Source organism: Mechercharimyces mesophilus (assembly GCF_059818345.1).
Window position 1 is genome coordinate 610837 of sequence record NZ_JCBAPH010000001.1, and the last position, 26554, is coordinate 637390.

Consider the following 26554-nt stretch of genomic DNA (forward strand, 5'->3'; position numbering starts at 1 on the left):
ATAGAAATACCGATGAATACAGAGATTATGCTTATTATTCCACTTCTTTTATCATTTGGGATCTGTGTCGTGATTGCACCGATGATGATTCCTGGCCTACGTCGCTTGAAGTTTGGTCAGAGTATACGAGCGGAAGGTCCCCAAGCACATGCTAAAAAAGCAGGCACCCCAACCATGGGTGGGATTTTGATTCTCATTGCACTGGTTTTGACCGCATTACCTGTAAGCAATATTTTTGAAGGCTTTCTTAGTGTGAATGCAGACCTCTTTTTCTTATTATTTGCCACGATTGGTTATGGTATCTTAGGCTTTCTAGATGACTACATTAAAGTGGTCATGAAACGAAACCTGGGTCTTACCGCTAGACAGAAATTATTGGGTCAATTTTTTATTGGAGCCATTCTGTTTTGGGTGTTGTTAGAGGTGCGGGTTATTGACCCTGAATCGGAGCTTCAAGCTATCTTTCAAGTGGTGATTCCAGGAACGGATATGATTCTATCCTTGAACTGGCTCTATCTCCCCTTGCTTCTTATCATTATGATTGGCTTTTCTAATGCAACCAACTTAACGGATGGATTGGATGGTCTGTTAGCTGGAACCGCTGCGATTGCGTACGGAGCCTATGCCGTCATTGGTTTGATGCAAGAGAACCACTCGGTTGCTATTTTTTCGGCCGCTATTGTGGGAGCATTGCTGGGCTTCTTGGTCTTTAATGCCCATCCCGCCAAAGTCTTTATGGGGGACACAGGGTCCCTTGCTCTCGGGGGAGGATTGGCTGCGTTATCGATCATTACCAAGACGGAATTACTCTTACTAGTCATTGGAGCTGTCTTCTTTATTGAAGCCCTCTCCGTCATGCTGCAAGTCTCTTCTTTTAAGCTACGTGGTAAACGAATCTTCCGCATGAGCCCTCTTCACCATCATTTTGAACTGTCAGGTTGGTCAGAGTGGCGTGTGGTGACCTCCTTTTGGTTGATGGGATTATTCTTTGCCATACTGGGTATATTTCTTTATTCACTTGAGGTGTTAGTGTGATGAGTGACCAAACAGCCTTGTGGGATGGAAAGACGGTAGTGGTGATAGGATTGGGGAAAAGTGGAGTGGCTGTAGCCCAACTGCTTCACTCCCTGGGTGCCCATGTCGTCGTCAACGATGCCAAACCACGCTCGGAATCGAGTGAGGCTATAACGCTTGAAGAGCGAGGAATCCAAGTAATTTATGGCGGACACCCCGTTGATTTGATCCACGAAGGGGTTAACCTCGTGGTTAAAAACCCAGGAATTCCCTACCATATTCCGCCGATTCAGGTGGCAGAGCGCTTCCATATCCCGGTTGTAACCGAGGTGGAGATTGCTGGGCAAATTTGTCGTTCTCCCATAATCGGGATTACCGGTTCTAATGGGAAAACCACCACGACGATGTTGGTAGGAGACATGATGGCCAATGCAGGGATGGATCACCGCATTGCGGGCAATATTGGTACCGCTTTAGCCGAAGTTGTACAAGAGATTGATCCTAGAGCCTGGTTGGTCGCTGAATTAAGTAGCTTTCAATTGAAAGGAACAGAGCAGTTTCACCCACAAATCGCAGCCTTGCTCAATGTGACCGCAGCTCATCTGGATTACCATGGGGGCATGGAAGACTATACGGCTTCCAAAGAGCGGATATTTGCGCAACAGCAAGCAGCAGATACAGCTGTGCTTAATTGGGATGATCCACACTGCCGACAAATTGGCGAAAGGCTATCCTCAGAAGTTTGGTGGTTTAGCCGCAAGGAAGCGGTGCCACAAGGAGTAGAGATCGAAGAAGCGGGCTGGGTGGTTGTTCATTCAGCTGAAGGAAAGCGTGAGCGTGTCCTTTCTGTAAATGAGATTCTTCTTCCGGGACAACATCATTTGGAGAATGCGCTTGCTGCTACCGCCATTGCCTACCGTGCGGGCTGTCCTCTATCCTCTATTCAAGCGACGCTTCGCTCCTTCAGGGGAGTGGAACACCGCTTAGAATATGTGACCGAACGGGCGGGAGTTCGTTACTACAATGATTCGAAAGCGACCAATACGGGAGCTGCTCGCCTTGCCTTGGAATCCTTTGCGGAACCGATTATTTGGATCGCAGGTGGCTTGGATCGTGGCACTGATTTTAGGGATTTACTGCCTGCTTTAAAGCAACGAGTACAAGCTATGGTGGCGTATGGCGAAGCTGCCCCTACTTTGATCGCGCGGGGGCAGGAGGCAGGTATACGTACGGTACAGGCAACGGATGTAGCGGAGGCAACACAGATTGCAGCAGAGTGGGCCGAGTCGGGCAGTGTGGTTTTATTGTCGCCTGCTTGTGCCAGTTGGGACATGTATCCTTCTTTTGAGGTGCGGGGTAGCATTTTTAAACAAGCTGTGCATAGGCTTAAGTAATAGAGCCAAGCCCCGAGCGAAAGAGGTGCATTCTCGTGTCTCCCTCTCGTCACACAGTGGATTATACAGTGGTTGTCGTTATTTTCTTGCTTCTTGCGATCGGAGTTATGATGGTGTACAGTGCGAGCGCCGCCTTCTCTTTTCATAAATATGGAGACGCCTTTTTTTATGCAAAGCGGCAACTTTTATTTGCCACTTTGGGTGTTTTTTTTATGTTTCTGGTGGCTAATCTTTCTCCGGACTTGTTTGAACGGTGGTCCAAGCCGGCCATTTTGATTTGCTTTTCCTTACTCACGTTGGTTTTAATCCCGGGTGTCGGCTTATGGCGAGGTGGGGCCCGTAGTTGGTTAGGAATTGGAGCATTTAGTATTCAACCTTCTGAGTTTATGAAACTGGCGCTTATCCTTTTTCTGGCTGCTTATTTGGCGAAGCATGCTCACCGCCTCTCCCAATTCTGGACGGGCCTTTTTCCCCCGCTGGCCTTGGTAGGCCTTGCATTTGCTTTTATTATGCTACAACCCGATTTAGGAACAGGAACCGTGTTGGTGGGGACGGGCCTGGCTATCTTGTTTGCTGCGGGTGCACGCTTCAAGCACCTAATGGGGCTGGGTCTGCTCGGATTAGGAGGATTTACTGCCTTGGTGTTGGCAGCACCCTACCGCATCAAACGCATCACCGCCTTTCTGGACCCCTGGCAAGACCCGCTGGGTGCAGGTTATCACTTGATTCAGTCTTTATACGCCATTGGTCCGGGAGGGTTGATGGGCTTAGGGCTAGGAATGAGTAGACAAAAGCATCTTTACCTACCCGAGCCCCATACCGACTTTATCTTCTCCATTTTGGCGGAGGAATTGGGTTTTTTGGGGGCTGGTACGGTTATCTGCCTCTTTGCTCTCTTGGTGTGGCGAGGCATTCGCATTGCGATTACCTCGCCCACCCTTTTTATGAGTTTGACAGCGGCCGGTATTACCGCCATGATCACCATTCAAGCCGTCATTAACATCGGTGTGGTAACGGGTGCCTTCCCTATCACAGGGATTACCCTTCCCTTTTTAAGCTATGGGGGTTCTTCCTTGACACTCAACCTTGTTGCGGTTGGAATTCTCTTAAATATCTCACGCTTCACTGAGGAACCGGCGAGATAGGCTTTGGAAGCAAAAGCAAAAGCAAAAGCAAAAGCAAAAGCAAAAGCAAAAGCAAAAGCAAAAGCAAAAGCAAAAGCAAAAGCAAAAGCAAAAGCAAAAGCAAAAGCAAAAGCAAAAGCAAAAGCAAAAGCAGGTGCTAGCAATATGGAATAGCTGTTCGTGCATGTATTTCATTCATATTAGTAGGCATATTTCTCCCTTCGGAAGATACCCATTAGATCCCGGAGGGATTTTTCATGAAATGGGCGAGAGAAGTAGAACGTGCTTTGTACTGAACCGCTGTACGAAAACCTCACTCTCACAAAGATAGCCGTTTATCGCGAGACTATAGGTGCCAAATAGAGGTCAGTGGTGTTAAAATGGGAGAGACTTTATCCAACATGCGCCTGCTTTTTTGGGCAGGCGTCACACATATTGAGCATAGGCATAAGATACGGTATACCGCGTTATGCCCTTGATCGAAGGAGGACCAACCAAGTGAACGAGATTATACAAGAGCTGAAAGTAGCCAATATAGAAGATATCCGACCCAATGAACCGATGTCCCGACATACCACTTGGAGGGTAGGAGGACCTGCCGACTTGTTGATCTATCCTAAAACACGGGATGAATTACAAGCCGCTATGCGTATTGTACATCAGCATCAAATACCGTGGCGTGTCGTGGGGCGTGGCTCCAACCTATTGGTTCGTGATGGTGGCTTGCGCGGCGTTGTTTTTCGTCTCGAAGAAGGCTTTGATGAATTGCAAATAGAGGGAACGCGCGTAACCGTTGGTGGGGGATACTCGATGGTACGCCTCTCTAATAAGATCGCGCGTCAAGAACTCTCTGGATTGGAATTTGCAGGCGGAATTCCAGGAACGGTCGGTGGCGCTGTCTATATGAATGCAGGAGCGCACGGATCAGATGTGATGAGGGTATTAGAATCAGCAGAAATCTTGTTGGAAACAGGTGAATGGACTCATCTTACCAATGAAAAAATGGGCTTTTCTTATCGAACATCGATTTTACAAAAAGAGATGCCGGGTATTGTAACAAAGGCAACTTTTCAATTGCAACCAGGTGATCGAGATGAGATTGGTGCAGCCATGTCCCAATTTAAAGATCGGCGTCGCATGACTCAACCTTTGCAACACCCTTGTGCAGGAAGTGTGTTTCGTAACCCGCCTGGCGACCATGCCGGACGACTGGTGGAAGCGGCAGGTCTAAAAGGGTATCGCGTGGGGGACGCTGAAGTATCCACACTTCATGCCAACTTTATTATTAATCGAGGCCGTGCTACGGCCAACAATGTTCTCACCCTCATTGATCATATCATCCAAACGGTGGAGGAGAAGTTTGGGGTATCCCTTCAACCGGAAGTGTTGGTGGTGGGAGAGGAGTAAACGGAGGTGGAACATTGACGCACTTTTCCATCGAAGGTGGCCGTCGGCTGATGGGAACGACGCGCATTCAAGGAGCGAAAAATGCTGCACTGCCGATTTTGGCGGCCACAGTATTAGCAGAAGGAGTGTATGAGATTCGTGATGTCCCTCGTTTGTCAGATATCGAAGTGATGATCGATATCTTGGAATCCTTAGGGGCACGTATCACTCGCATTGGACATACGGTCTGGGTGAATACCTTCCAACTCAACACTTCCCATATTCCTGACGAACTCATGAGAAAAATGCGTTCCTCTATCTTTTTAATGGGTCCGTTATTGTCGCGACTACAAGAGGTATGCGTCTCTCGTCCAGGTGGATGCGCGATTGGTGCAAGACCGATCGACTTGCATCTCAAGGGGCTAAGCTCGCTTGGATGTGAGATCGATGAACGTGAGGGCCACATCTTTTGTCGTGCTTCGCGTCTTCAAGGAACCGAAATCACATTAGAAATGCCCAGTGTGGGTGCGACCGAGAATGTGATGATGGCTGCCGTGAAGGCGACAGGAAAGACGGTGATCCATCGGGCAGCGAGAGAACCGGAAATTGTGGATCTACAATCCTTTCTTAACCGGATGGGAGCACGTGTGAAGGGAGCAGGATCGGATACCATCATTGTTGACGGTGTGGCGCGGCTTACTCCAACTTCGCACACGGTCATTCCCGATCGCATCGTGGCGGGTACACTTATTGCCACAGCAGCAGCAACAGGTGGAGAAGTAACCCTGCATCATACGGTGCCTGCTCATCTGGAGAGTTTCCTTTATTATATACAGCAGACTGGGACTCGGCTGGAGATGGAGAAAGATGCGATCTGGGTACGAGGAGCTTCTCAGTTAAAAGCCATCCCACACATTACCACAGCACCCTATCCCGGATTTCCTACAGATCTGCAACCGCAAATGATGGTGTTGCTCACTTTAGCTGAGGGGTCCAGCCTGATCACAGAAAGAATCTTCAACGCTAGGCTAAAGCATGTGGATGAATTACGGAAGATGGGGGCGCATTTGCTAGCGGAACAAAATTCCGTCCAAATTGATGGGGTGCCCCAACTGTACGGTGCTCAAGTTTATGCCACAGACTTACGTGCAGGTGCAGCCCTTGTCATGGCTGGTCTTGCTGCTGTCGGAGAGACCGAGGTTCATGCCACTCACCACATTGATCGCGGGTATGAGCAATTGGAAGAGACCGTTCGTCAATTGGGTGGCAAAATGGAACGAATGGAAGCCAAAATTCCTTTATATTAAAAGCAGCGCCTCCCATGTCGCTGCTTTTCAATGTGTGGTAAAATATACTGGAAGCTCGGGTTCATGCTAGGCTTAGGCTGAAGAGAGTCGAATATATGCAAGGGATGAGGGGGAAAAGCGATGACACGAACGATCCCCAAGCTCCCGACATCTACTCGATCCAAGCCGCCCATTAAAAGAGTGATTGGGCTGATCTTTTTATTCTTTCTGGCAGTGTTCATTCTACTATTTCTTCGTTCTCCGCTTGGACAAGTATCAGAAGTGAGAGTGGAAGGGAATCAATGGGTAAAAGAAGCCGACATTCGTCAGCGTGCAGCGATCGATGAAGGATCATCCTTTTTTGGCTGGAATACGGAGCCAGTGAAAGAGGCGATCGTTTCTCATTCATCCGTGGCCGAAGCAGCAGTGATAAAAAAATTCCCAGGTATTGTGAATATACATATCCGTGAGCATGAGCGAGTCGCTCTTTGGGAGCATGAGCATCAATTGTATCCCATGCTGGCAAACGGTCAGATTATTCTGGATCAACCTTGGGAGATGGAACCAGATATGCTGTTGCTGGTAGGATGGGAAGAGAAGCGGGCCCAAAAAATTGGACAAGCCTTAGAAGAGATCCCTTCTTCCTTGCGAGAGAAAATCATACGCATTTTCCCTCATCAAGATGAGGTGTATGATGATGTGGTGGAGATAGCAACCGCTGGCAATCACTATGTTTATATCCGCATGTCTGAGTTAGATCAATTTGTCCAATATGAATCGTTTCTTGATAAACCGCCGGGAAAACTTTATCTTCTTGATAGTATTTGGTTTGTTCCGGAAAAAAATAAGAATGGATAAAGGGAATCGTTTATTGACTGTTGAATTAGAGATCATATGCATACCAAAGTAAATACGAGGGCCAAGTCCTCACTTCTCCCCGAACCCACCTCTTTCCACCACCAGGTTTTGGGCGAGGAGGTGTCTTGGAGTTGAGCAGTGGTAGCTTACTTGTTGGGCTAGATATTGGGACGTCTCAAGTTCGTGCGGTTGTTGCAGATTGTGCAGAACGTGATATACAAATCATTGGGATAGGCTCAGCCCGCTCACGAGGGATGAAGAAGGGGGCTATTATTGATATTGATCAAGCGGTCGATTCCATTCGTGAAGCCGTTGAAAGTGCGGAGCGAATGGTAGGGATAGAAATCCATGATGTGTACATCGGTTTAACAGGTGGCCATGTCTCTCTTACTCCGAGCCATGGTGTGGTAGCTGTCTCGAATGAGGACCGTGAGATCGGACCGGAGGATATTGATCGCGTGTTGCAAGCGGCTCGTGTGATCGCGCTTCCTCCCGAACGAGCCGTGATTGAAGTGGTACCGAAACAATTCGTCGTGGATGGTCTGCGCGAGATCAAAGATCCGAGTGGGATGATCGGTGTGCGGTTGGAAGTGGATGCGATGATTGTAACGGGAGCAAAGACGGTTATTCACAACATGTTGCGCTGTGTGGAGAAGGCCTCTTTGAACGTGTCAGGTGTGACACTATTGCCACTAGCCGCCAGCGAAATCTGTTTATCGAGCGATGAGAAAAATCTCGGAGTCGTTTTAATCGATATTGGGGGCGGAACCACGACGCTAACCATCTTTCAGCAAGGGGAGCTTTTGGCGACAGGAGTCATTCCTGTTGGTGGAGAAAATATTACCAACGACATCGCCATCGGTCTCCGAACGCAACGAGATGCGGCCGAGAGGGTAAAAGTGAAATATGGGTCTGCTTTGACATCGCTGGCGAACCCAGAAACGATTTTTCCCGTTCCTTGTATTGGGAGCAATCAAAAAAGGAATGTGAACCAGCTGGAATTGGCGCAGATTATTGAACCGCGTGTGGAGGAACTTTATTTGCTTATTCGCGAAAAGATCGCAGAATTGGGCTATGAAAGTTTAGCTGGCGGATGGGTTTTAACAGGAGGAGCGATTAATCTCGCTGGCATGGTGGAGATGGCAGAGCGTATCGGTGAGCACGGCGTGCGCACGGCCATCTCGGATGCGATCGGAGATCAAGATCCCTCCTACTCCGGTGGAATTGGTCTGGTAACATACCTGGCGAAAAAATACAGCCATCACCGTGGGGGAAAAGAGGAAAACCGTCAACTAAAAAGCGCCAGAAAGAAAAAGGTAGGTCCTTCCCCCTATGAACGAGTGAAAAGTTGGTTCAGTGAGTTTATTTAAGAATGATCCTATACCTATGGAGGGACTAGATATGTTAGAGTTTGATATGGATATCGAACAAATCGCACAAATAAAAGTAATTGGTGTAGGTGGCGGAGGAAGCAATGCTGTAAACCGCATGATTGATAGTGGTGTCCAGGGAGTGGAGTTTATCGCTGTCAATACCGATGCGCAAGCACTCAACCGCTCGAAAGCACCGGTGAAATTGCAAATTGGTGATAAACTGACTAGGGGATTGGGTGCAGGAGCCAATCCAGATGTGGGCAAGAAGGCGGCAGAAGAGAGCCAAGAAGCGTTAGAAAATGTACTGAAAGGCTCCGATATGGTGTTTGTCACCGCGGGGATGGGAGGCGGAACAGGAACGGGAGCAGCCCCTGCTATCGCACAAATCGCACGCGATCTCGGTGCTTTAACGGTGGGTGTAGTAACGCGTCCTTTTACCTTTGAAGGACGTAAGCGTTCTTTGCAAGCGGATCATGGTGTGAAAGCACTCAAAGAACACGTAGACACCCTCATCGTCATTCCGAATGACCGTCTCTTGGAAATCGTGGATAAAAACACGCCGATTGTGGATGCGTTCCTTGAGGCGGATAATGTCTTGCGTCAAGGTGTGCAAGGGATCTCTGACCTGATTGCGGTGCCGGGATTGATCAACTTGGACTTTGCCGATGTGAAGACGATTATGACCGAGCGAGGCTCTGCGCTCATGGGGATCGGCACTTCGACTGGAGAACAGCGAGCGGCAGAAGCGGCCAAGAAAGCTATCTGTAGTCCGCTACTGGAAACCTCCATCGAAGGCGCGCGCGGTGTGCTGATGAATATTACCGGCGGGAAGAATCTTAGCCTATACGAAGTGAATGAAGCAGCCGATATCGTTCAATCAGCCTCCGACACGGAAGTCAATATGATTTTTGGTGCAGTGATCAACGAAGAATTGAAGGATGAAATTTTAGTAACGGTAATTGCGACTGGATTTGATCAAAAGGAGAAAGATACGTCATCCCAACCGAAAAAGCCACAGTTTAAGTCGAAAGAGGAAGGCGAATCCAATAGCAAGCGCGAGTTTGATATTCGTTCCTTCCAGCCTGATGAACAAGATTCATTGGAAATTCCTACGTTTCTGCGTCATAAACGCAAAAAGTGATGCATAGAATGGAGATGTCCTACAAAAGGGCATCTTTTTTCGTTCGACAAAAAAAGTTTAGGGAAAGCGTCAAGTTTAGACAGACTCTGAAATATAGATTAGGATATACTGTTTGCAGGATGAAAACGAGGGAGAAATCGAAATGGTTATTTATGCAGATATGGTCTTTCTCCTCAATTTGTGTATCGACTTTCTCCTCCTGTGGTTGACAGCAGCCATTCGACGCCAGCCTTTTCGCTATGGCAGGTTTCTCTTGGCAGCGGTGACTGGGGCATGCTACTCTGTCACCCATCTGTGGTTAGCAGGAACGATTTCTTATGCCCTGCCAGCAAAAATCCTTTTTTCTATGGTCATGGTTTGGATAGCATTTAGCTATATCTCTTCTGCCGCTTTTTTGCGAAATTTGGGTGTTTTCTATCTGATCTCTTTTGTGACAGGAGGAGGGATGTATGCTCTTCATTCGTTTATCACAGGGGGCAGTCACGTAGCGGGTGGCATGTTGATCACGCAAGTAACTGGATGGGGATCGCCCGTCTCTTGGTTGTTTATTCTGTTGGCTTTCCCTATTATGTGGTATTATACGCGCATCTCTTTCCGCTCTCTCCAAGAAAAAGGGGCGATTCATCAGTATTTGACACCCCTGACGATCTCGATTGGAGAAGAGCACTTTCATTGTGTGGGGTTGGTGGATACAGGCAATCAATTGCGTGATCCTTTGTCACGAGACCCAGTGATCATGATAGAATGGTCTTCCTGCGCCTCTTTTCTTCCTGAATCTTTGCAAAAAATATTAGGGAAACCCAATTGGATGGATGAATTGCACCATCTGCCTGCTGATTGGATGACGCGAATTCGCATCGTGCCTTATCGCGGAGCTGGCAATGATGGAAAGATGCTCCTTGCCATCAAACCAGATCAGATCGAAGTAAGAGTGGGTGAACAGGTGCATGTAACCAAGCGTGTGTTGTTAGGATTAGAAAGAAATCGGCTCTCATCGGATGGAACCTACCAGGCGATTGTTCATCCCTCTTGTCTACCGGCTACAGGATCATAAACTTCTCTCTAGGAGGTTGTTTGATGTTGGTCAAATGGAGGCTTGCCTTTCAGTTATTACTCTATCGGCTATTAATCCATCTGGGTCTTAAAGGGGAGGAAATTTACTACATTGGTGGTAGTGAAGCATTGCCTCCGCCACTGGATCGAGATGAAGAGAAATACCTGCTGGAGCGATTGCCTGATGGAGATTCTGCTGTTCGTGCCATGCTGATTGAGCGCAATTTACGATTGGTGGTGTACATCAGCAGAAAATTTGAGAACACGGGAATTAATATTGAAGATCTCATTTCGATAGGAACGATCGGTCTCATAAAAGCTGTCAATACGTTTGACCCTTCTAAGAAGATTAAACTAGCCACCTACGCCTCTCGATGTATAGAGAATGAAATTCTCATGTTCCTTCGTCGAAACAACAAGATTCGCTCGGAAGTATCGTTTGACGAACCACTCAACACGGATTGGGATGGAAATGAATTGCTTTTATCTGATGTCATGGGAACAGAAGAAGATATTATCTATCGCGATATTGAAGATCAAGTGGATCGAAAAATCTTACGAACCGCACTCTTAAAGTTATCGGATCGTGAGCGTAAGATCATGGAACTGCGCTTTGGTCTAAATGGCGGTGAAGAAAAGACCCAGAAAGATGTAGCCGATATGTTAGGCATCTCGCAATCGTATATTTCCCGCTTAGAAAAACGGATTATTAAGCGCTTGCAGAAAGAATTTAACAAAATGGTCTAAAAGTTCGCTGCATATGGGTGGAAATTATAAATTTCCCTCCTCAGGAGATACTAAGCAATAAGCTTTCCTAGGAGGGGAATCCATGGCACGGAATAAAGTGGAGATCTGCGGGGTTGATACCTCCAAACTCCCCGTATTAACGAACAAGGAAATGCGCGAGCTGTTTCGTGCATTGCAGACGGAGGGAGATCGATCCGCACGCGAAAAACTGGTTAATGGCAACCTGCGCTTGGTGTTAAGTGTTATTCAGCGCTTCAACAATCGTGGTGAAAATGTGGACGATCTCTTTCAAGTAGGTTGCATTGGGTTGATGAAAGCCATTGATAATTTTGACCTCGGTCAAAATGTAAAGTTTTCCACCTATGCTGTACCGATGATTATTGGAGAAATTCGTCGCTATTTACGTGATAACAATCCCATTCGGGTGTCGCGCTCTCTGCGTGATATTGCTTATAAGGCATTGCAGGCACGAGATACCCTCACCAATCGTCATTCCACCGAACCTACAGTGCAACAGATTGCTCATACACTCAATGTATCCAAGGAAGAAGTCGTCTTTGCCCTGGATGCGATTCAAGATCCGGTCTCCTTGTTTGAGCCTATTTATCAAGACGGAGGAGACCCTATCTTTGTGATGGATCAGCTAAGTGATGATCGGGATAAGGATATCAACTGGATTGAAGAGATCGCGCTTCGTGAAGCGATGGGTAGGCTAAATGACCGGGAAAAAATGATCTTATCCATGCGTTTCTTTGAAGGAAAAACACAAATGGAAGTAGCTACGGAAATTGGGATCTCGCAGGCGCAGGTTTCCCGTTTGGAAAAAGCAGCGATTCATCAGATGGAAAAGTTTATCCATTAGTTTCCTTGATGCGGGCTTTCTTGAGAGCGCCGGACATCGCGTAACGAAACTGCAGCATGTCTATTCACTGATAGAGGACTTGATTTGTTCGATCCGCCAATCCCAGCAAGTTATTACTGATGAAGGGCTAGGGCTGTACCTTTTTTTGGGACAGCTATTTTTTTTGGCATCCACCTCTTAAACATGTTTTCGCGTTGCTAGCGATATATTGTAGAAAGAAGAATAAGGGGAGCAACTACATGATTAAAATTTCGGAGCTACAGGCCAAAGATGTCGTCAGTATAACGGATGGACGGAAATTGGGACATATTTACGATTTAGAGCTGGACCTTCATAAAGGAAAAGTCATCTCGATTATCATCCCTGGTGATACGAAGTTGTTTGGGTTGTTGTCGAGCGGGAAAGAATGGATCATTCCTTGGCATCACATCGTGAAAATCGGAGCGGATGTGATCTTGGTACGACTGGAACAGCGTTCATTTGACTCTCCCCCAGCACAGCCACCGTTTACTCCCTCGCAGTAACGGAGAAAAGTTTTAGTTTAGCGGTTGCATGTGGTAATATATGATCGAGGGAGGGGAACATATGGAGCCTTTTCAACTTCATGAAGCAGGTAGAGTCCCTCAGCTCCGTCTTCGCCAGTGGGAGGAGAGGGAACCGGGTTTATCGGTGGGTATGAGTCTACGTAGTCATCCCAGCGATCAGGAGGATACCGGCTGTTCCTATCACTATGCTCTGCATGTGCGAGCAGAGGAACCGGACCTTGTCATTCCTTATCGTAGGCAACTAGCAGAAGAACTAGGATTTTCCTTCGATGCATGGACAAGTGGACATCAAGTTCACGGGGTTCACATTGAAGAAGTCACGGCGAGCGAGCGCGGTCGCGGGAATACCTCCTTAGCTTCCTCTTTACCTGACACGGATGGATTGATCACAAGGGAGAACGAGCTTCTGTTGACTTCCTTTTATGCGGATTGTGTTCCCTTACTGTTTTATAGTCCAGTAAATGGGGATATAGGTGTCGCACATGCAGGTTGGAAAGGAACTGTAGGAGGAATCGGGCCACGAATGGTGAATGTGTTGACGGAGAGGGGAGCTACTCTCTCTGATATCCAAGTGGCAATCGCTCCATCAATCGGTCCCTGTTGCTATGAAGTGGACGAACGCGTGATGACTCCTGTTCGTGAACAACTTGGCAAGGAAGCAAACGAAGTGTTGGCACCTGCTGAAGAAGAAGGTAAGTGGTGGTTGGACTTGAAAAAGACGAATCAAAAACTACTCCTTCAGGCAGGGATACAGGCTCACCAAATTCTTGTCTCCTCACACTGTACATCCTGCAACCGTGACTTTCATTCGCATCGACGGGATCAGGAGAGAGCGGGTCGTATGGTTGCTTGGATAGGAAAGAAAGGGAGCCAGGCATGATAGAGATAAAAGAGAGAAAAGAGAAGATAGATGAAGAAATTCGTGTAGCATGTGCGCGCGTGGGTCGCGATCCTCGTTCCGTTCATGTCGTCGCTGTTACGAAATATGTTGATGACGATACTACCTGTCAAGTACTTGACAGTGGAATTGAACATATTGGAGAAAATCGTGTACAAGAAGGAACTCGAAAATGGGAGAAGTTAGGCGATAGGGGAACATGGCATTTCATTGGACGCTTGCAACGAAACAAAGTGAAAGAAATTGTGAGTCGCTTTCATTATATCCACTCTTTGGATCGCTTCTCTCTAGCAAAAGAGATTCAAAAAAGAGCAGAACGGGTAAATAAAGTCATGCCTTGTTTTGTACAGGTAAATGTTGCTGGTGAAGAGAGTAAGCAGGGATTGGAGCCAGTGGAAGTGTTGGACTTTGTTAAGGAAACGGCTTCTTTTTCACATATTGATCTAGTCGGTCTAATGACAATGGCCCCGTTTAGTGCGCAACCGGAAGAAGTTCGCCCTGTTTTTCGTCAATTAAAAAGCATTCAACAAGAGGTGCAGTCCGCCTCTATCCCATCTGCGGGGTTGCCTCATTTATCGATGGGCATGTCACGAGATTATCAAGTGGCGATTGAAGAAGGAGCGACATGGATTCGTCTCGGTTCAACATTGGTCGGAGAACAACGAAAGTAAACCCTAGATGAATGGCTTTTCCTCCATAAGCGAAGCTGTTTAAGTAGGGATTAAAGGAGGGAGTACAGTGAGTTTCTTAGAACGCGTCATGGGTTTTTTTGGTGTAGATGACGAAGAGACAGAAGAATATATAGAAGAACCGGAAGAGAGGATGGCGTCTAATAAAAAGAGAAATGTTGTTTCCATCCACTCGCAAAAAAACATTCGGGTGGTCCTTTTAGAACCAAGAACCTATGATGAAGTTCAAGAAATCGCTGACCACCTCAAAAGCCACCGCCCTGTGGTCGTCAATTTGCAATTGATTCAACGGGAAACAGCGATGCGGTTTGTTGATTTTCTGAGTGGAACGGTTTATGCTCTGGGAGGAAACATTCAGAAGTTGGGAACACATATCTTTTTTTGTACACCGTCCAATGTGGATATTCAAGGAAGTATGACCGATTTTTTGAAGAATGAAATGACTAATGACTGGTTGAGGTGAGCCGATGGGAACAATTATTTCAGTGATTTACTTGCTAATTAGGGCTTATTCATATATATTAATCGGGTACATTTTATTATCTTGGTTTCCTCAAGCCAGGGATTCGGCACTGGGGCAAGCGCTGGGGCGCATTGCAGAACCTTACTTAGGCTTATTCCGTCGTTTTATCCCACCGATAGGGATGATTGACATATCCCCGATAGTGGCAATTTTAGCCTTACAGTTTGCTGGGCAAGGGCTAATTACCATTTTACAGCTGGTAGCAGGTGGGTTGTGATATCGTGAACCCGTCTCGTTATTGCCATTTTCGTGCTAGCGAACATCCCTTTGTCAAGCGCTGTGAGGATTGGATCGAACGTACCTATACACGGCATCAGTGGAATCTTACCCCCTTCCTAGATCCGCGACAGCAGTACATCTTGGAGACGCTGGTTAATCAGAATTCGGATGTACAATTGAAGCTGGATGGTGGCTATGAAGGAGCGGAACGTGCGCGAGCACTTATTCTTCCTGACTATGCTTTTCCGGACGAGAGTGACTTTGGCCTCTCTTATCTTCAGGTAGAGGCGAGAAGCGGAAACATGGGCTGGCAGCACAAAGATGTACTGGGTTCCTTACTAGGATTAGGGATTAAAAGGGAGCAGATAGGGGATATTACGACTAGCACTTATCATACACACATTATTGTGACGATGGAGATGATGGACTACCTTCGTTCCATGTGGACGCAGATAGGATCCCAGCATATCTCTTTGAAGCTCATCTCGCGCGAAGAATACCGGGTCGCGCTTCCCAAGATAAAGGAGATCCAAGCAACGGTGGCATCGTTGCGCGTGGATCGTATTGTTGCAGAAGGGTATTCGCTCTCCCGAAGCAAAGCGGCTCTGTTGATTCAGAGCAAAAAATGTCGAGTTAATTGGACGGATATTGAGGAACCGTCGTTTGCAGTCGAACCAAGTGATATGATTTCGCTTCGAGGTTATGGACGGCTGAAGGTGGGAGCGATTGGTGGAGTGTCAAAGAAAGGACGACAATGGGTGAACCTTTATCGCTATATCTAGCGTTATGATTTAGGACAGGCCTTTTGATGCATGCAAGGGGTAACGAGAGAGCAAGTCGAATGTTTGCGACTAGATTTGCTGAGCGTGTTTTTAGCGAAGATGCCCTGCGGGTGAGGAATGGTATGAAGTCCCGATTCCCCCAAGAGGTGTGAACTTCACAAAGGTGTAGTGGCATCCAAGAAGGATTTTTGGTACCATTGTCGAATAGGAAAGACAGTGTCTATATTTAGGAGGTGCGGAGAATGGCATTAACGCCAATGGATATACATCAAAAAGAGTTTAAACGTTCATTCCGTGGATATGATGTGGATGAAGTGAACGATTTTCTTGATCTAATTATCAAGGACTTTGAATTTCTCGTACGCGAGAAGCAACAATTGGAACAACAAGTAGAAGATCTGCAGGAGGATTTGGAGCGCACATTGGAGCAACAACCACAAGCGCCAATGGCACCACCAAAAACAACAGCTCGCTTTCAAGCACCACCAGAACCAAAACCACAACCACCGGCTCCGCAACATCATCAGTCGGAGAGTGTATTGGCATCGATGGAGCAAAGCATCCACAAATCGATTCGCGTAGCACAAGAAGTAGCCGAAGAGGTTCGTCTGAATGCGAAGAAAGAAGCAGAGTTGATTGTGCAAGAAGCGGAGAAAAACGCAGACCGTATTATCAATGAAGCATTGCAAAAAGCACGTGCCATTCATAGCGAACTCTTGGATCTACGTCAGAAAGCAACAGTCTATCGTGCTCGTTTCCGTACATTGGTGCAGTCTCACTTAGATATCCTGGATAACACGGATTGGGAGTCTCTTGATGATCTGGAAGAAGGTTTGGATGAACAAGGACAGCAACTGGAGTCATTGGGGGATCCTAATACGAGACTCTTGGAACAACCTGCTGAGGAAAGTGATCCTTACAACGGATATGAAGAGCAAGAAGGTTACCAAGATACTTATCAAGACGCTTACCACGATGAATACGCCGAAGATGCCTATCATGATGGTACCGATGAGTATGGTACAGGCATGGAGCAAGAACAGGGCTACATGGAACAAGGATACATGGAAGAGGAAGAGCCGCGCCGTGAACTGAGACGGACGTCGCGCAAACTGAAGAAAAAAGCCATGTATTAATATGTGGGACAAGCATGGAACGGGAGAGTAAATGGAGGAGACTTCCGATGGCAGCGAGTTAGGGACGGTGGAAGCCTAACCGGAAACCTTCTATTGAAGATCACCCAGGAGCTGTCACCTGAACACCACTAGGGTCGTAGGGTAGACCGAATCATTCTCGTTACGAATGTGAAGTGGATCCAATCCGTTTGGCTTGCCGAAGGGTTGGGTGAAATAGGGTGGTACCGCGGGAACCTTCTCGTCCCTTAGGGGGATGTTGAGGGTTTTTTTGTTTATAAGAAGGATGGGAAATCCTGACCGAAAGGATGAAGGAAAATGGATTATAAGCAAACATTAAATCTCCCCCAAACATCATTTGCGATGCGAGGCAATCTGCCGAACCGGGAACCGGAAATGCAAGCGCAGTGGGAAGAAATGGATATTTACCAGGCTCGACAAAAGAAAAATGAAGGGAAACCGTCGTTTATTCTGCATGACGGTCCACCCTATGCCAATGGAGACCTTCATATTGGTCATGCACTCAATAAGACACTGAAGGATTTTATTGTCCGCTACAAATCAATGGCAGGTTTTCGTGCTCCCTACGTGACCGGCTGGGATACGCATGGCATGCCGATTGAAAATGCGATGATTAAAAAGAAGAAGGTAAAGCGTAAAGAACTAGATCCTGTTGAATTCCGTGAAATGTGTAAGGAATATGCGCTCTCCTTTGTAGAAAAACAGAAAGCACAGTTTCGGCGCATGGGTATAAGTGATGATCCGTCTTATTCTTACGTAACCCTGCAGCCAGAGTATGAAGCAGAACAGATTCGTCTCTTTGGTCAGATGGTGAAAAAGAATCACATCTACCGTGGACTAAAAACAGTTTATTGGTCTCCTACATCGGAGACGGCGTTGGCCGAGGCAGAAATTGAATACCAAGATAAGCGTTCACCGTCGATTTATGTTTCCTTCCCCGTAGCGGAGGGGCTAGGCAAGTTGCCACAAGACAGTGAAGTCGTAATCTGGACGACCACTCCTTGGACGATTCCTGCCAACATGGCGATTGCGTTGCATGCGGACATTGAGTATAGCCTCGTAGAGGTAAGTGGACGCAAGCTGGTACTAGCCAAAGAGCTTGTAGAAGGCGTCATGGAAAAAATAGAGGAATCCTCTTGGCAGGAGCTTGCTACTTATAAAGGAGCGGAACTGGAGGGGGTCATTTGCCGTCATCCTTTCTATGATCGACCCAGTCCACTCCTGCTAGGGGAGCATGTGACGTTGGAAGCGGGAACGGGTTGTGTGCATACGGCGCCTGGACACGGAGAAGATGACTTTGCTCTCGGACAGCAACATGGCTTGGAAATTTTGTGTCCCGTTAATGAAAAGGGCGTATTTACTGAGCAAGCACCTGGTTTTGCCGGGATGTTTTATGAGGACGGAAACAAAGCTGTCACCCAAAAATTAGAAGAAGTAGGTTCGCTCCTTCACCTCGGGTTTATTACGCATCAATATCCCCACGATTGGCGAACAAAAAAGCCGATAATCTTCCGTGCGACCGAACAGTGGTTTGCTTCCATTGATGGTTTCCGCGAAAAGATGTTAGCGGAAATCAAAGAGGTCGATTGGAAACCGGCATGGGGAGAAGTGCGTCTTGCCAATATGATTCGCGACCGTGGTGACTGGTGTATCTCCAGGCAACGGATTTGGGGTGTTCCTCTCCCTATTTTCTACTGTGATTCCTGTCGAGAGCCTCATATTACAGAAGCTTCGATTGATCACGTAGCAGAACTGTTCGCTCAAGAGGGTTCTTCTAGTTGGTTTGCCAAGGATGTGAGTGAGTTATTACCTGCAGGGGCGAAGTGTGAAGCGTGTGGTGGCACCCACTTCGTGAAAGAGACAGATACGATGGATGTCTGGTTTGACTCAGGGAGCAGTCACGCAGCGGTTTTAGAGCGACGTGAAGAGCTATGTCGTCCGGCTGACCTTTATTTGGAAGGGTCAGACCAATATCGTGGCTGGTTTAACTCATCTCTTTCGACTGCGGTTGCGACGACGGGCAAAGCACCTTATAAACAAATTGTCAGCCATGGTTTTACCTTGGATGGAGAAGGACGCAAACAGTCCAAATCCCTCGGGAATACCATTGATCCACAAAAGGTGATGAACCAGTACGGAGCGGACATCTTACGCTTGTGGGTATCCTCTGTTGATTATCAAGCAGATGTACGTGTGTCGGATAATATCTTAAAGCAAATTGCCGAAGCATACCGCAAAATCCGTAATACGTTCCGCTTCCTACTAGGGAACCTGGCAGACTTTAATCCAGCGGTAGATCGTGTGGACTCTGACCAGTTAGAGGAAATCGACCGTTATGCCCAAATCAAGTTGAGCCGGTTGGTCAAAGAGGTAGAAGAGGCGTATGATCGCTACGAGTTCCACCAAGTTTATAGTCAAATTCATAAGCACTGTGTGGTTTTCTTGAGTCAGTTTTACTTGGATATCCTAAAAGATCGACTCTACACCTTGCCCCAAGCGGATCAGGTGCGTCGTTCCGCACAAACCGTGTTGTACGATACGGTTGTCGTACTCAGCCAAATCTTGGCCCCCATCTTGCCTCACACAGCGGATGAAGTATGGCAACACATCGAAGGAGTAGATGAGGAGAGTGTGCATCTGTCCGATTGGCCACAGAGCGAATCCACACAGGATACGGCTTTAGAAGAACGCTGGGACGAATTCCTTGATGTGCGTAGTACCGTTTTAAAAGCCCTTGAAGAGGCGCGCGCGGAGAAAACAATTGGGAATTCGTTGGGTGCGGCTGTTCATCTATATCCAACAGTTGGACAAGAAACATTGTTCACGCAAATGGGTGACCTAACACAACTCTTTATCACCTCTGCGGTAACCGTTCATTCTGCGAAAGAAAGCGGTACAGAGAACGAGGAACTGGTGGTACGTGTTCAACCTGCCACAGGAGAGAAATGTGAACGGTGCTGGGTGATCTCACCTACCGTTGGCGAGGACGAAACCCATCCTACCCTGTGCCATCGCTGTGTCGAGGCAGTGGCAGAGCTGGAGTAATGGTAAGAATCAAAAGGTCTTCTTGAAAGAGAAGTGTGAGGAGATTGTATATAGCAGATAGTGATTGGAAAGGAGGGGGATTCCCCCTCTTTTTTTTCTGGAATGGAGCCTATAAGGAAACCCGAAAAGGGGTTATCCTATTCAGCCTGTTGGTCAGGTAACGGAATTGAAGTAAAAGCTGAAATGGCTAGAGGAAGTCGATTTCATCAGTCTTCCTTTGAGAATATGAATAGTTATTTTTATAATACTTAGTCATATTCACTTAAAGTGATCCTCCCTATAGTACTTTAATATAATAATATAGTTGGACTACCGAAAGATTTTAACCGCTGATAGTCATTTTATTATGAGGGATCTTTCTTCTTTTTTCCAACGCTCTTTCACAGTAAAATATAGTTTTATTAGTCTAACTCCGAAATCATTTCTCTTTATATATAATTCAAAATATAAAAAAATTAATGACAATATTATACGGTTGAGATAAAATGGAGACAACATCAGGAAATAGCATCGCAGATAAAGTGTGAAAGAAAAAAGAACGTTCTAGCTATCTAGGGGAGAGGGGATGAGCATTTGCTCAGAAGAAAGAGGATGATGGTGCGGTCACTATCCTGGTTCATGGTTGTCGCTTTGGTGATGACGTTAATGGTTCCGGGGGCTGCCTTCGCTCAGCCGGTGGATACAGGAGAGTTGAAGGATCATGTGTCCAAGCTAGGTCGCTCCGCTGATACTGTAGGAGAGAAAGTAAGCGATCGCTTACTAGAACAGTTTAAAGAGGAAGAAGAGCTTACCTTTTTAGTGAAACTAAAAGAACAAGCAGATACCAAGGAAGCGGCTCAACAAGCAGAAGAGCTAGCTAAAAAAGAGAATGCGAGTCCGTCTAAGACGGAATTGATGAAACGTTCGGCGGTAGTGTCTGCACTCCGCTCGACCTCGATTGAAACGCAACACGAACTGAAAGCATGGCTTGGCCAGCAGAAAAAAGACGGAAAAGTTAAAGATATCGAATCATTCTATATCGTCAATGCTTTGGCGATAACAGGAACGAAAGAAGTAATGGAAGAGGTTGCTGCATTTGCAGCAGTGGACAAGGTGTTACCCAATGAAACGCGGCAACTTCAACCCACGCAACAAGTTGCTTCAGAAGGTGCGAAGAAAGCAGATAAGGCACCTCGTAATGTTCCGGGTGATGCTGAAACCCAATCCATTGAGTGGAACATCGACCACATTGGTGCTCCAGCAGTATGGGATATGGGAATCGATGGGACAGGCATCGTGGTCGCCAATATTGATACGGGTGTACAGTGGGATCATCCCGGGCTACAGAATCAATACCGTGGTTTTAATGCAGCAACAGGCGAAGTGGACCATGAAGCGAACTGGTTTGACGCGGTTGCTGAAGAAGCGGTACCTTATGATGACCTAGCACATGGTACGCATACGATGGGCACCATGGTGGGTGTAGAAGAAGATGGATCCAACCAAGTGGGAGTGGCCCCGGGTGCAAAATGGATCGCAGTTAAAGCTTTTACCGCAGCTGGTGGAACCGACGTCGACCTCTTGGAAGCGGGAGAGTGGATTTTGGCACCGAAAGATGCGGAAGGCAATCCACATCCTGAAAAGGCCCCCGATGTGGTTAACAATTCATGGGGTGGCGGACCGGGAATGGACGAGTGGTACCGCCCCATGGTACAAAACTGGCGGGCAGCTGACATATTCCCTGAATTCTCCGCAGGCAATACAACGTTGACAAATCCAGGTGGACCGGGCTCGGTAGCGACACCGTCTAACTATCCGGAGTCGTTTGCTACAGGGGCCACGGATATCAATGATCAATTGGCAGGGTTCTCCTTGCAAGGTCCATCCCCATACGATGAAATTAAACCAGACATCTCTGCTCCAGGTGTGAATATTCGTTCCACCGTTCCGGGTAGCGGTTATGAAGGTGGCTGGAATGGCACCTCCATGGCCGGACCGCACGTGTCTGCGGTGGTGGCGTTGATGAAGCAGGCGGATGCCTCGCTTACGGTGGATGAAATTGAACAAATCTTGATGGAGACGGCTATCCCGCTAACAGATGCGACTTTCCCTGAGTCACCCAACAACGGCTATGGCTCGGGTCTAGTCAATGCGTATGATGCGGTCTCCGCTGTGACGACAGGACTAGGACGTGTAGAAGGTCAAGTATTAAAAGAAGGCGAGGATACAGAAGAGCCAACTTATCAACACGAGGCTCCTGCATCTAGCTACCAAGGAATGGCCCTCCCGTTGGCCCTATCAGCGCAAGACAATATCAGTATCAAAGAAGTTACCCTTCAGTATGCAGTAGGAGATGAATGGGAGAGCGTTCCTGCTGAGCGGGTGGAAGGCAATTATCGTGACGGTGTTTACGCAGCCAACATTCCAGGTGAAGCTCTTACAGGTGACTCTATTCAATACAAGTGGACCATTGTGGACTTTGGTAATCACGAAGTGACATCGGACCTTTATGAAGTCGAGTTACTAGAGCCGATCTCGGTAGGGTATGAACAAGACTTTGAATCCGAACCTGTAGGTTGGTATTCCTTCGGTGCAAATGATCTATGGCAATGGGGAATTCCAACATCTGGACCAGGTGAAGCATTCTCTGGTGAGAAAGTATATGCCACCAACCTCGAAGGCATGTACGAAAATGATGGGGATATGACGCTTGTTATGCCTCCAGTGGCTCTTCCAGAAGGAGAAGAAGCGTATCTACAATTCCGTGAGTGGTATGACCTAGAAAGCTTCTTTGACTATGGACATGTGGTCATTTCCACGGATGGTTCCAATTGGGAACAACTAGCGGAGATGAATGGAACAACTGAAAACTGGCAAGACCAAGAGGTTGAATTAACCTCCTATGCAGGACAAACAGTGCAAATCGGTTTCCATGTGGAAACGGATATTAGCATTACCAAAGATGGCTGGTACCTCGATGATGTTCGCATCAGCGACGCTCCTTTCGTGGCACCGACCAACTCTGAAAAAGCAGCAGACCAAGATAATGTAACCCGCGAAGAGCCTCAGGGAGAGGCAGCTGAAAAGGAAAAAGTAGATCCGAAGAAACTCCTTCCGCAAGAGAAGAGAGTAGACTTGTCAACTGCTCCGACAGCAGGGAAACAAGAAACGACGGATACACCACAAGCGCTTCCGCTCGACGCGACTGTGAGTGTAGTGGAAAGTGGCCGTTCGGTTCACACCAATCCTGCTGATGGTAGCTACAACCTATTGCATGCGGCAGGCGATTATACTCTCTTAGCAGAAACGTATGGCTATCAATCACAAACGCAGTCTGTTCAAATTGTTGAGAATGAGACGAGCACAGCCAACTTTGTGTTAGAACCGATTCCACAAGGGACCGTTAGCGGGACCGTTCTCAATGATGCGACGGGAGAACCGATCGCAGGTGCGACGGTATTACTCGTCGAAGATGCAGCGATTCAACCGGTACAGACGGACGCAGATGGTTCCTTCTCACTTACAGCCTATGAAGGAAGCTATACCTTGCGTGTAACTGCACCGCATTTCTACCGTGAAGATACGTCTATCACGATTGACGGTGGAGAAACAACGCAGGTTGAGATCAGTTTAGAACCGTTTATCGGTTATCCAGGCGAAATCGGCTACGATGATGGCACGGCGGAAGATGCGCGTGCAATGTTTGATGCCGGCAATGGATGGGCAGTTAAAATGTCACTGGAAGAAGGACAAGATCGTGCGCTGGTTACGGCTGGACTCTTCCGTTTCTGGGGAGAAGACTGGCCTACTCCTGGAGGAACTGATTTCCAAGTAGCGGTTTATGATGCGAGTGGAACAGATGGAGCTCCAGGTGAGAAATTGGCCGGACCGATCGATGCAACCGCTCTGCGTAATGGTGAGTGGACCGAAGTAAATCTGACTGGGGAAGGAATCATGGTGGAAGGAGACTTCTATATGGTCTTCTTACAAAGTCACGCCAACCCGAATACACCGGGATTAGGAACGGACACAGATGGAGAATATGTGGATCGCAGTTGGAGTTACGTAAGCGGTTCGTGGGCGAAGACACCGCAAGCAGAAGGAAACTACATGATCCGTGCGAAAGTGGATTATGAAGTGACTCCTCCTGTAATCACGTCACCAACGGATGGTACGTATACCAAAGAATCGACGATCACGGTTGAAGGGACGGCTGGGCCAGGCACCACAGTCGAGATCCTTAACAATGAGGAAGCGGTGGGCTCTACCACAGCATCCGATGAGGGGACATTCGCGGCAGAGATTGAATTGAATGCAGGTGAGAATACCTTGGCTGCGACGGCTTCAACAGATGCTGGTACTACGGACCCATCAGAGGCTGTTACCGTTATCCTTGATCAAGAGAAGCCAACCTTGACGATCGATTCACCAGCTGATGGTGAGAAAACGAACAAAGAAGTGGTGACCGTCAGCGGAAGTGTGTCAGATAATGAAGCACTTCAATGGCTGAAAGTAAACGGTCAAAAAGTAACGGTAAGTGATGAGGGCACGTACTCCAAACGGATTATCCTCAACGAGGGCGAAAATGTGATTACCGTACTCGCTAAGGATAAAGCAGGGAACAAAAAGCGGGAGCGTGTCACCGTTGATGCGAAATTTACGGCTCCTGTCATTGAAAATCTGGAACCGGCAGAAGACAAACACCTATCTGCGGGAGAGTCGGTGCTCATCCGATTTGACAGCGAACCTGGTTTGGATGCTTCCTTTGTCATCCATGCACCGTTGGCTAACCCCCTATTCATTCACTCGGAAAAAGGTCCACAGCGCATGATGGTGGATGTACCGACCGAGCTACCACTGATGGAAACCAGTGACGGGCATTACGTCGGTTACTGGACAGCGACCTCCAACTTGGTGGCAAATGGTGCGCGCATCGAGGTGCGTGTAGAAGATGAATATGGCAACAAAACGCAACAACTAGCCGATGGGAAGTTGTTTATCAACACCGATTGATCTACAAAAAGGTAAAAGTGTTTATATAAAACCCACCCCCCTACGGGGGTGGGTTTTAGCATGTATTATTTATGCATCGTGAGAGGAAATGGTGAAATGGTGAAATGGTGAAATGGTGAAATGAAGTACGCCGAGCTACTTCATTATAAGGATGGGGTTCCTGCTTTTCATCGGTTTTTCCTGGCAGTTAGTTAGTAAAAGTTGGAGGGGATTGGGGTAGTGGGGCTTCTGATTTTTATGGTGTTGGAGGAGGAGTGTGGACCGTCAAGTCAGGATCAAAGGTACGCATCTGATCAAGGATTTAAGGGCAAACTAAGAGCACGAGGTGAAGAGGGTGAGCCAGGAAGAAGAGAATCAGCAGCTACTACATAAACTAAATGAGCAAGTGGAAGAGCTAGGTAAACGTATGGAGGCGAGTCATATAGCCGAATATTTAGAGATGCTACGCCGACCACGTCGGTTGATTTTTATCAATTTCTTTACTGGAATTGCTAGAGGAGTAGGAATCACTCTTGGATTTACCATTATCTCAGTTACGCTGATCTATATTTTGCAAGCGTTAGGTGCACTCAATCTGCCCATTATCGGGGACTTTATTGCCGATATCGTCAAGATTGTACAAGCTCGCTTGGAATTGGATGGAAATTACAACTAGCACACAACAGCAGGTATTGGAGGCGGATAGGGAATGAATCAATCTTATGAATCACTGGAGCAACATCTCAAGCAAGAAAAAGGTCGACTGGAAGGCCGCTTGCAAGAGAATGGCCACTTTGGATTAGAGAATGGGATGAATGATTCGATTGGGGAATTGTCGGGATACGACAATCACCCTGCGGACATTGGGACGGAGTTGTATGAACGAGGAAAAGATATTGCTTTAAATGAAGAGGCAGAGGAAGAATTGCAACAGGTTAATGATGCTCTCTTCCGCCTGGCACAGGGAACGTATGGGCAGTGTCTTGCCTGTGGTGAATCGATTCAGTATGAACGACTGGAAGCAAAACCGACGGCGGCTTATTGCGTCGATCATGAACCAGATTCGCATTCATCCATGCGGCGACCGGTTGAAGAACAGGTGATTCATCCGCCTTTTGGAGAACATGACTTTGATGAGCGCGAGGAACGTTCCGCTTTTGATGCCGAAGATGCCTGGCAAGAAGTGGAGCGTTATGGGACATCCAATCCTCCTGACTATTTCCGTGATGGCACGAGCTACAATCAGTTAACAACGGAAGATGACGAACCGCGTGGCTATGTCGACAATTTTGAGGGGTTTACGATTACGGATGCGGAAGGCAACACAGAGGAGATTACCGAGATTACTCACAATGCGGCCTACCGACGTGCAGAAGAAGAATATGAAGCACGAGAGCGTGGGGAGACGTAATTGAAAGGGCTTCTATGTGAAGTCCATAATATGGAATATTGTTTCGCGAAATAATAAATCCAGTAAAAAGAGATTACTT

22 protein-coding genes, 1 pseudogene and 1 other annotated feature are annotated in these 26554 nt (G+C 47.3%); all 23 genes and pseudogenes read left to right on the forward strand.

Annotation, left to right across the window (positions count from 1 at the left end):
- Window positions 1–12 precede the first annotated feature (12 nt).
- The 23 genes and pseudogenes from mraY to AC6RGY_RS03375 all read left to right on the forward strand — a co-directional run bounded on the left by mraY (window position 13) and on the right by AC6RGY_RS03375 (window position 26475).
- Window positions 13–1035 carry a phospho-N-acetylmuramoyl-pentapeptide-transferase gene (mraY, locus tag AC6RGY_RS03265; protein WP_499859767.1) on the forward strand — a complete coding sequence of 341 codons (1023 nt, stop codon included), beginning with the start codon at window positions 13–15 and terminating at the stop codon, window positions 1033–1035.
- Window positions 1035–2408, forward strand: coding sequence for a UDP-N-acetylmuramoyl-L-alanine--D-glutamate ligase (murD, locus tag AC6RGY_RS03270; RefSeq protein ID WP_499859768.1), 1374 nt, complete (start codon window positions 1035–1037; stop codon window positions 2406–2408). Before mraY ends, murD begins: the two co-directional genes overlap by 1 nt.
- A gap of 35 nt (window positions 2409–2443) precedes the next feature.
- Window positions 2444–3553 carry a stage V sporulation protein E gene (spoVE, locus tag AC6RGY_RS03275; protein ID WP_499859769.1) on the forward strand — a complete coding sequence of 370 codons (1110 nt, stop codon included), beginning with the start codon at window positions 2444–2446 and terminating at the stop codon, window positions 3551–3553.
- Window positions 3554–3556: 3 nt separating this feature from the next.
- On the forward strand, window positions 3557–3706 hold the full coding sequence (locus AC6RGY_RS03280) for a hypothetical protein (protein ID WP_499859770.1): 150 nt from the start codon (window positions 3557–3559) through the stop codon (window positions 3704–3706).
- Between the two features lie 324 nt (window positions 3707–4030).
- A complete protein-coding gene (gene murB / locus AC6RGY_RS03285; RefSeq protein WP_499859771.1) occupies window positions 4031–4939 on the forward strand; it encodes a UDP-N-acetylmuramate dehydrogenase in 909 nt (302 codons plus the stop codon).
- A 14-nt stretch (window positions 4940–4953) separates the two neighbouring features.
- Window positions 4954–6225: a UDP-N-acetylglucosamine 1-carboxyvinyltransferase gene (gene murA / locus AC6RGY_RS03290; RefSeq protein ID WP_499859772.1), complete on the forward strand. Its 1272-nt coding sequence runs from the start codon at window positions 4954–4956 to the stop codon at window positions 6223–6225.
- A gap of 120 nt (window positions 6226–6345) precedes the next feature.
- Window positions 6346–7062, forward strand: coding sequence for a cell division protein FtsQ/DivIB (locus AC6RGY_RS03295; RefSeq protein ID WP_499859773.1), 717 nt, complete (start codon window positions 6346–6348; stop codon window positions 7060–7062).
- Window positions 7063–7193: 131 nt separating this feature from the next.
- The gene (gene ftsA, locus AC6RGY_RS03300) at window positions 7194–8432 is read left to right on the forward strand and encodes a cell division protein FtsA (RefSeq protein ID WP_499859774.1); all 1239 of its coding nucleotides are present in this window, start codon (window positions 7194–7196) and stop codon (window positions 8430–8432) included.
- 31 nt (window positions 8433–8463) lie between these two features.
- The gene (gene ftsZ, locus AC6RGY_RS03305) at window positions 8464–9576 is read left to right on the forward strand and encodes a cell division protein FtsZ (protein ID WP_499859775.1); all 1113 of its coding nucleotides are present in this window, start codon (window positions 8464–8466) and stop codon (window positions 9574–9576) included.
- Window positions 9577–9718: 142 nt separating this feature from the next.
- On the forward strand, window positions 9719–10630 hold the full coding sequence (gene spoIIGA, locus AC6RGY_RS03310) for a sigma-E processing peptidase SpoIIGA (protein ID WP_499859776.1): 912 nt from the start codon (window positions 9719–9721) through the stop codon (window positions 10628–10630).
- A 23-nt stretch (window positions 10631–10653) separates the two neighbouring features.
- The gene (sigE, locus tag AC6RGY_RS03315) at window positions 10654–11376 is read left to right on the forward strand and encodes an RNA polymerase sporulation sigma factor SigE (RefSeq protein ID WP_499859777.1); all 723 of its coding nucleotides are present in this window, start codon (window positions 10654–10656) and stop codon (window positions 11374–11376) included.
- An 82-nt stretch (window positions 11377–11458) separates the two neighbouring features.
- Window positions 11459–12238, forward strand: coding sequence for an RNA polymerase sporulation sigma factor SigG (gene sigG, locus AC6RGY_RS03320; RefSeq protein WP_499859778.1), 780 nt, complete (start codon window positions 11459–11461; stop codon window positions 12236–12238).
- Between the two features lie 239 nt (window positions 12239–12477).
- Window positions 12478–12762: a YlmC/YmxH family sporulation protein gene (locus tag AC6RGY_RS03325; protein WP_499859779.1), complete on the forward strand. Its 285-nt coding sequence runs from the start codon at window positions 12478–12480 to the stop codon at window positions 12760–12762.
- Window positions 12763–12823: 61 nt separating this feature from the next.
- On the forward strand, window positions 12824–13663 hold the full coding sequence (pgeF, locus tag AC6RGY_RS03330; RefSeq protein ID WP_499859780.1) for a peptidoglycan editing factor PgeF: 840 nt from the start codon (window positions 12824–12826) through the stop codon (window positions 13661–13663).
- Window positions 13660–14352, forward strand: coding sequence for a YggS family pyridoxal phosphate-dependent enzyme (locus AC6RGY_RS03335; RefSeq protein ID WP_499859781.1), 693 nt, complete (start codon window positions 13660–13662; stop codon window positions 14350–14352). Before pgeF ends, AC6RGY_RS03335 begins: the two co-directional genes overlap by 4 nt.
- 67 nt (window positions 14353–14419) lie before the next feature.
- Entirely contained in the window at window positions 14420–14833 is a 414-nt protein-coding gene (locus AC6RGY_RS03340) for a cell division protein SepF (protein ID WP_499859782.1), read from the forward strand.
- A gap of 4 nt (window positions 14834–14837) precedes the next feature.
- Entirely contained in the window at window positions 14838–15110 is a 273-nt protein-coding gene (locus tag AC6RGY_RS03345; protein WP_499859783.1) for a YggT family protein, read from the forward strand.
- Window positions 15111–15114: 4 nt separating this feature from the next.
- Entirely contained in the window at window positions 15115–15894 is a 780-nt protein-coding gene (locus tag AC6RGY_RS03350; protein WP_499859784.1) for a YlmH family RNA-binding protein, read from the forward strand.
- Window positions 15895–16136: 242 nt separating this feature from the next.
- Window positions 16137–16724 (forward strand): annotated as a pseudogene (locus AC6RGY_RS03355) (DivIVA domain-containing protein); the annotation flags it as partial.
- 312 nt (window positions 16725–17036) lie between these two features.
- Window positions 17037–17279 (forward strand) — a binding site (T-box leader).
- 66 nt (window positions 17280–17345) lie between these two features.
- The gene (gene ileS, locus AC6RGY_RS03360) at window positions 17346–20093 is read left to right on the forward strand and encodes an isoleucine--tRNA ligase (RefSeq protein WP_499859785.1); all 2748 of its coding nucleotides are present in this window, start codon (window positions 17346–17348) and stop codon (window positions 20091–20093) included.
- A gap of 594 nt (window positions 20094–20687) precedes the next feature.
- Window positions 20688–25085, forward strand: a complete 4398-nt coding sequence (locus AC6RGY_RS03365) for a S8 family serine peptidase (protein WP_499861448.1) — start codon at window positions 20688–20690, stop codon at window positions 25083–25085.
- Between the two features lie 334 nt (window positions 25086–25419).
- Window positions 25420–25740, forward strand: a complete 321-nt coding sequence (locus tag AC6RGY_RS03370; RefSeq protein ID WP_499859786.1) for a DUF5665 domain-containing protein — start codon at window positions 25420–25422, stop codon at window positions 25738–25740.
- A gap of 33 nt (window positions 25741–25773) precedes the next feature.
- Entirely contained in the window at window positions 25774–26475 is a 702-nt protein-coding gene (locus AC6RGY_RS03375) for a TraR/DksA C4-type zinc finger protein (protein ID WP_499859787.1), read from the forward strand.
- Window positions 26476–26554 lie beyond the last annotated feature (79 nt).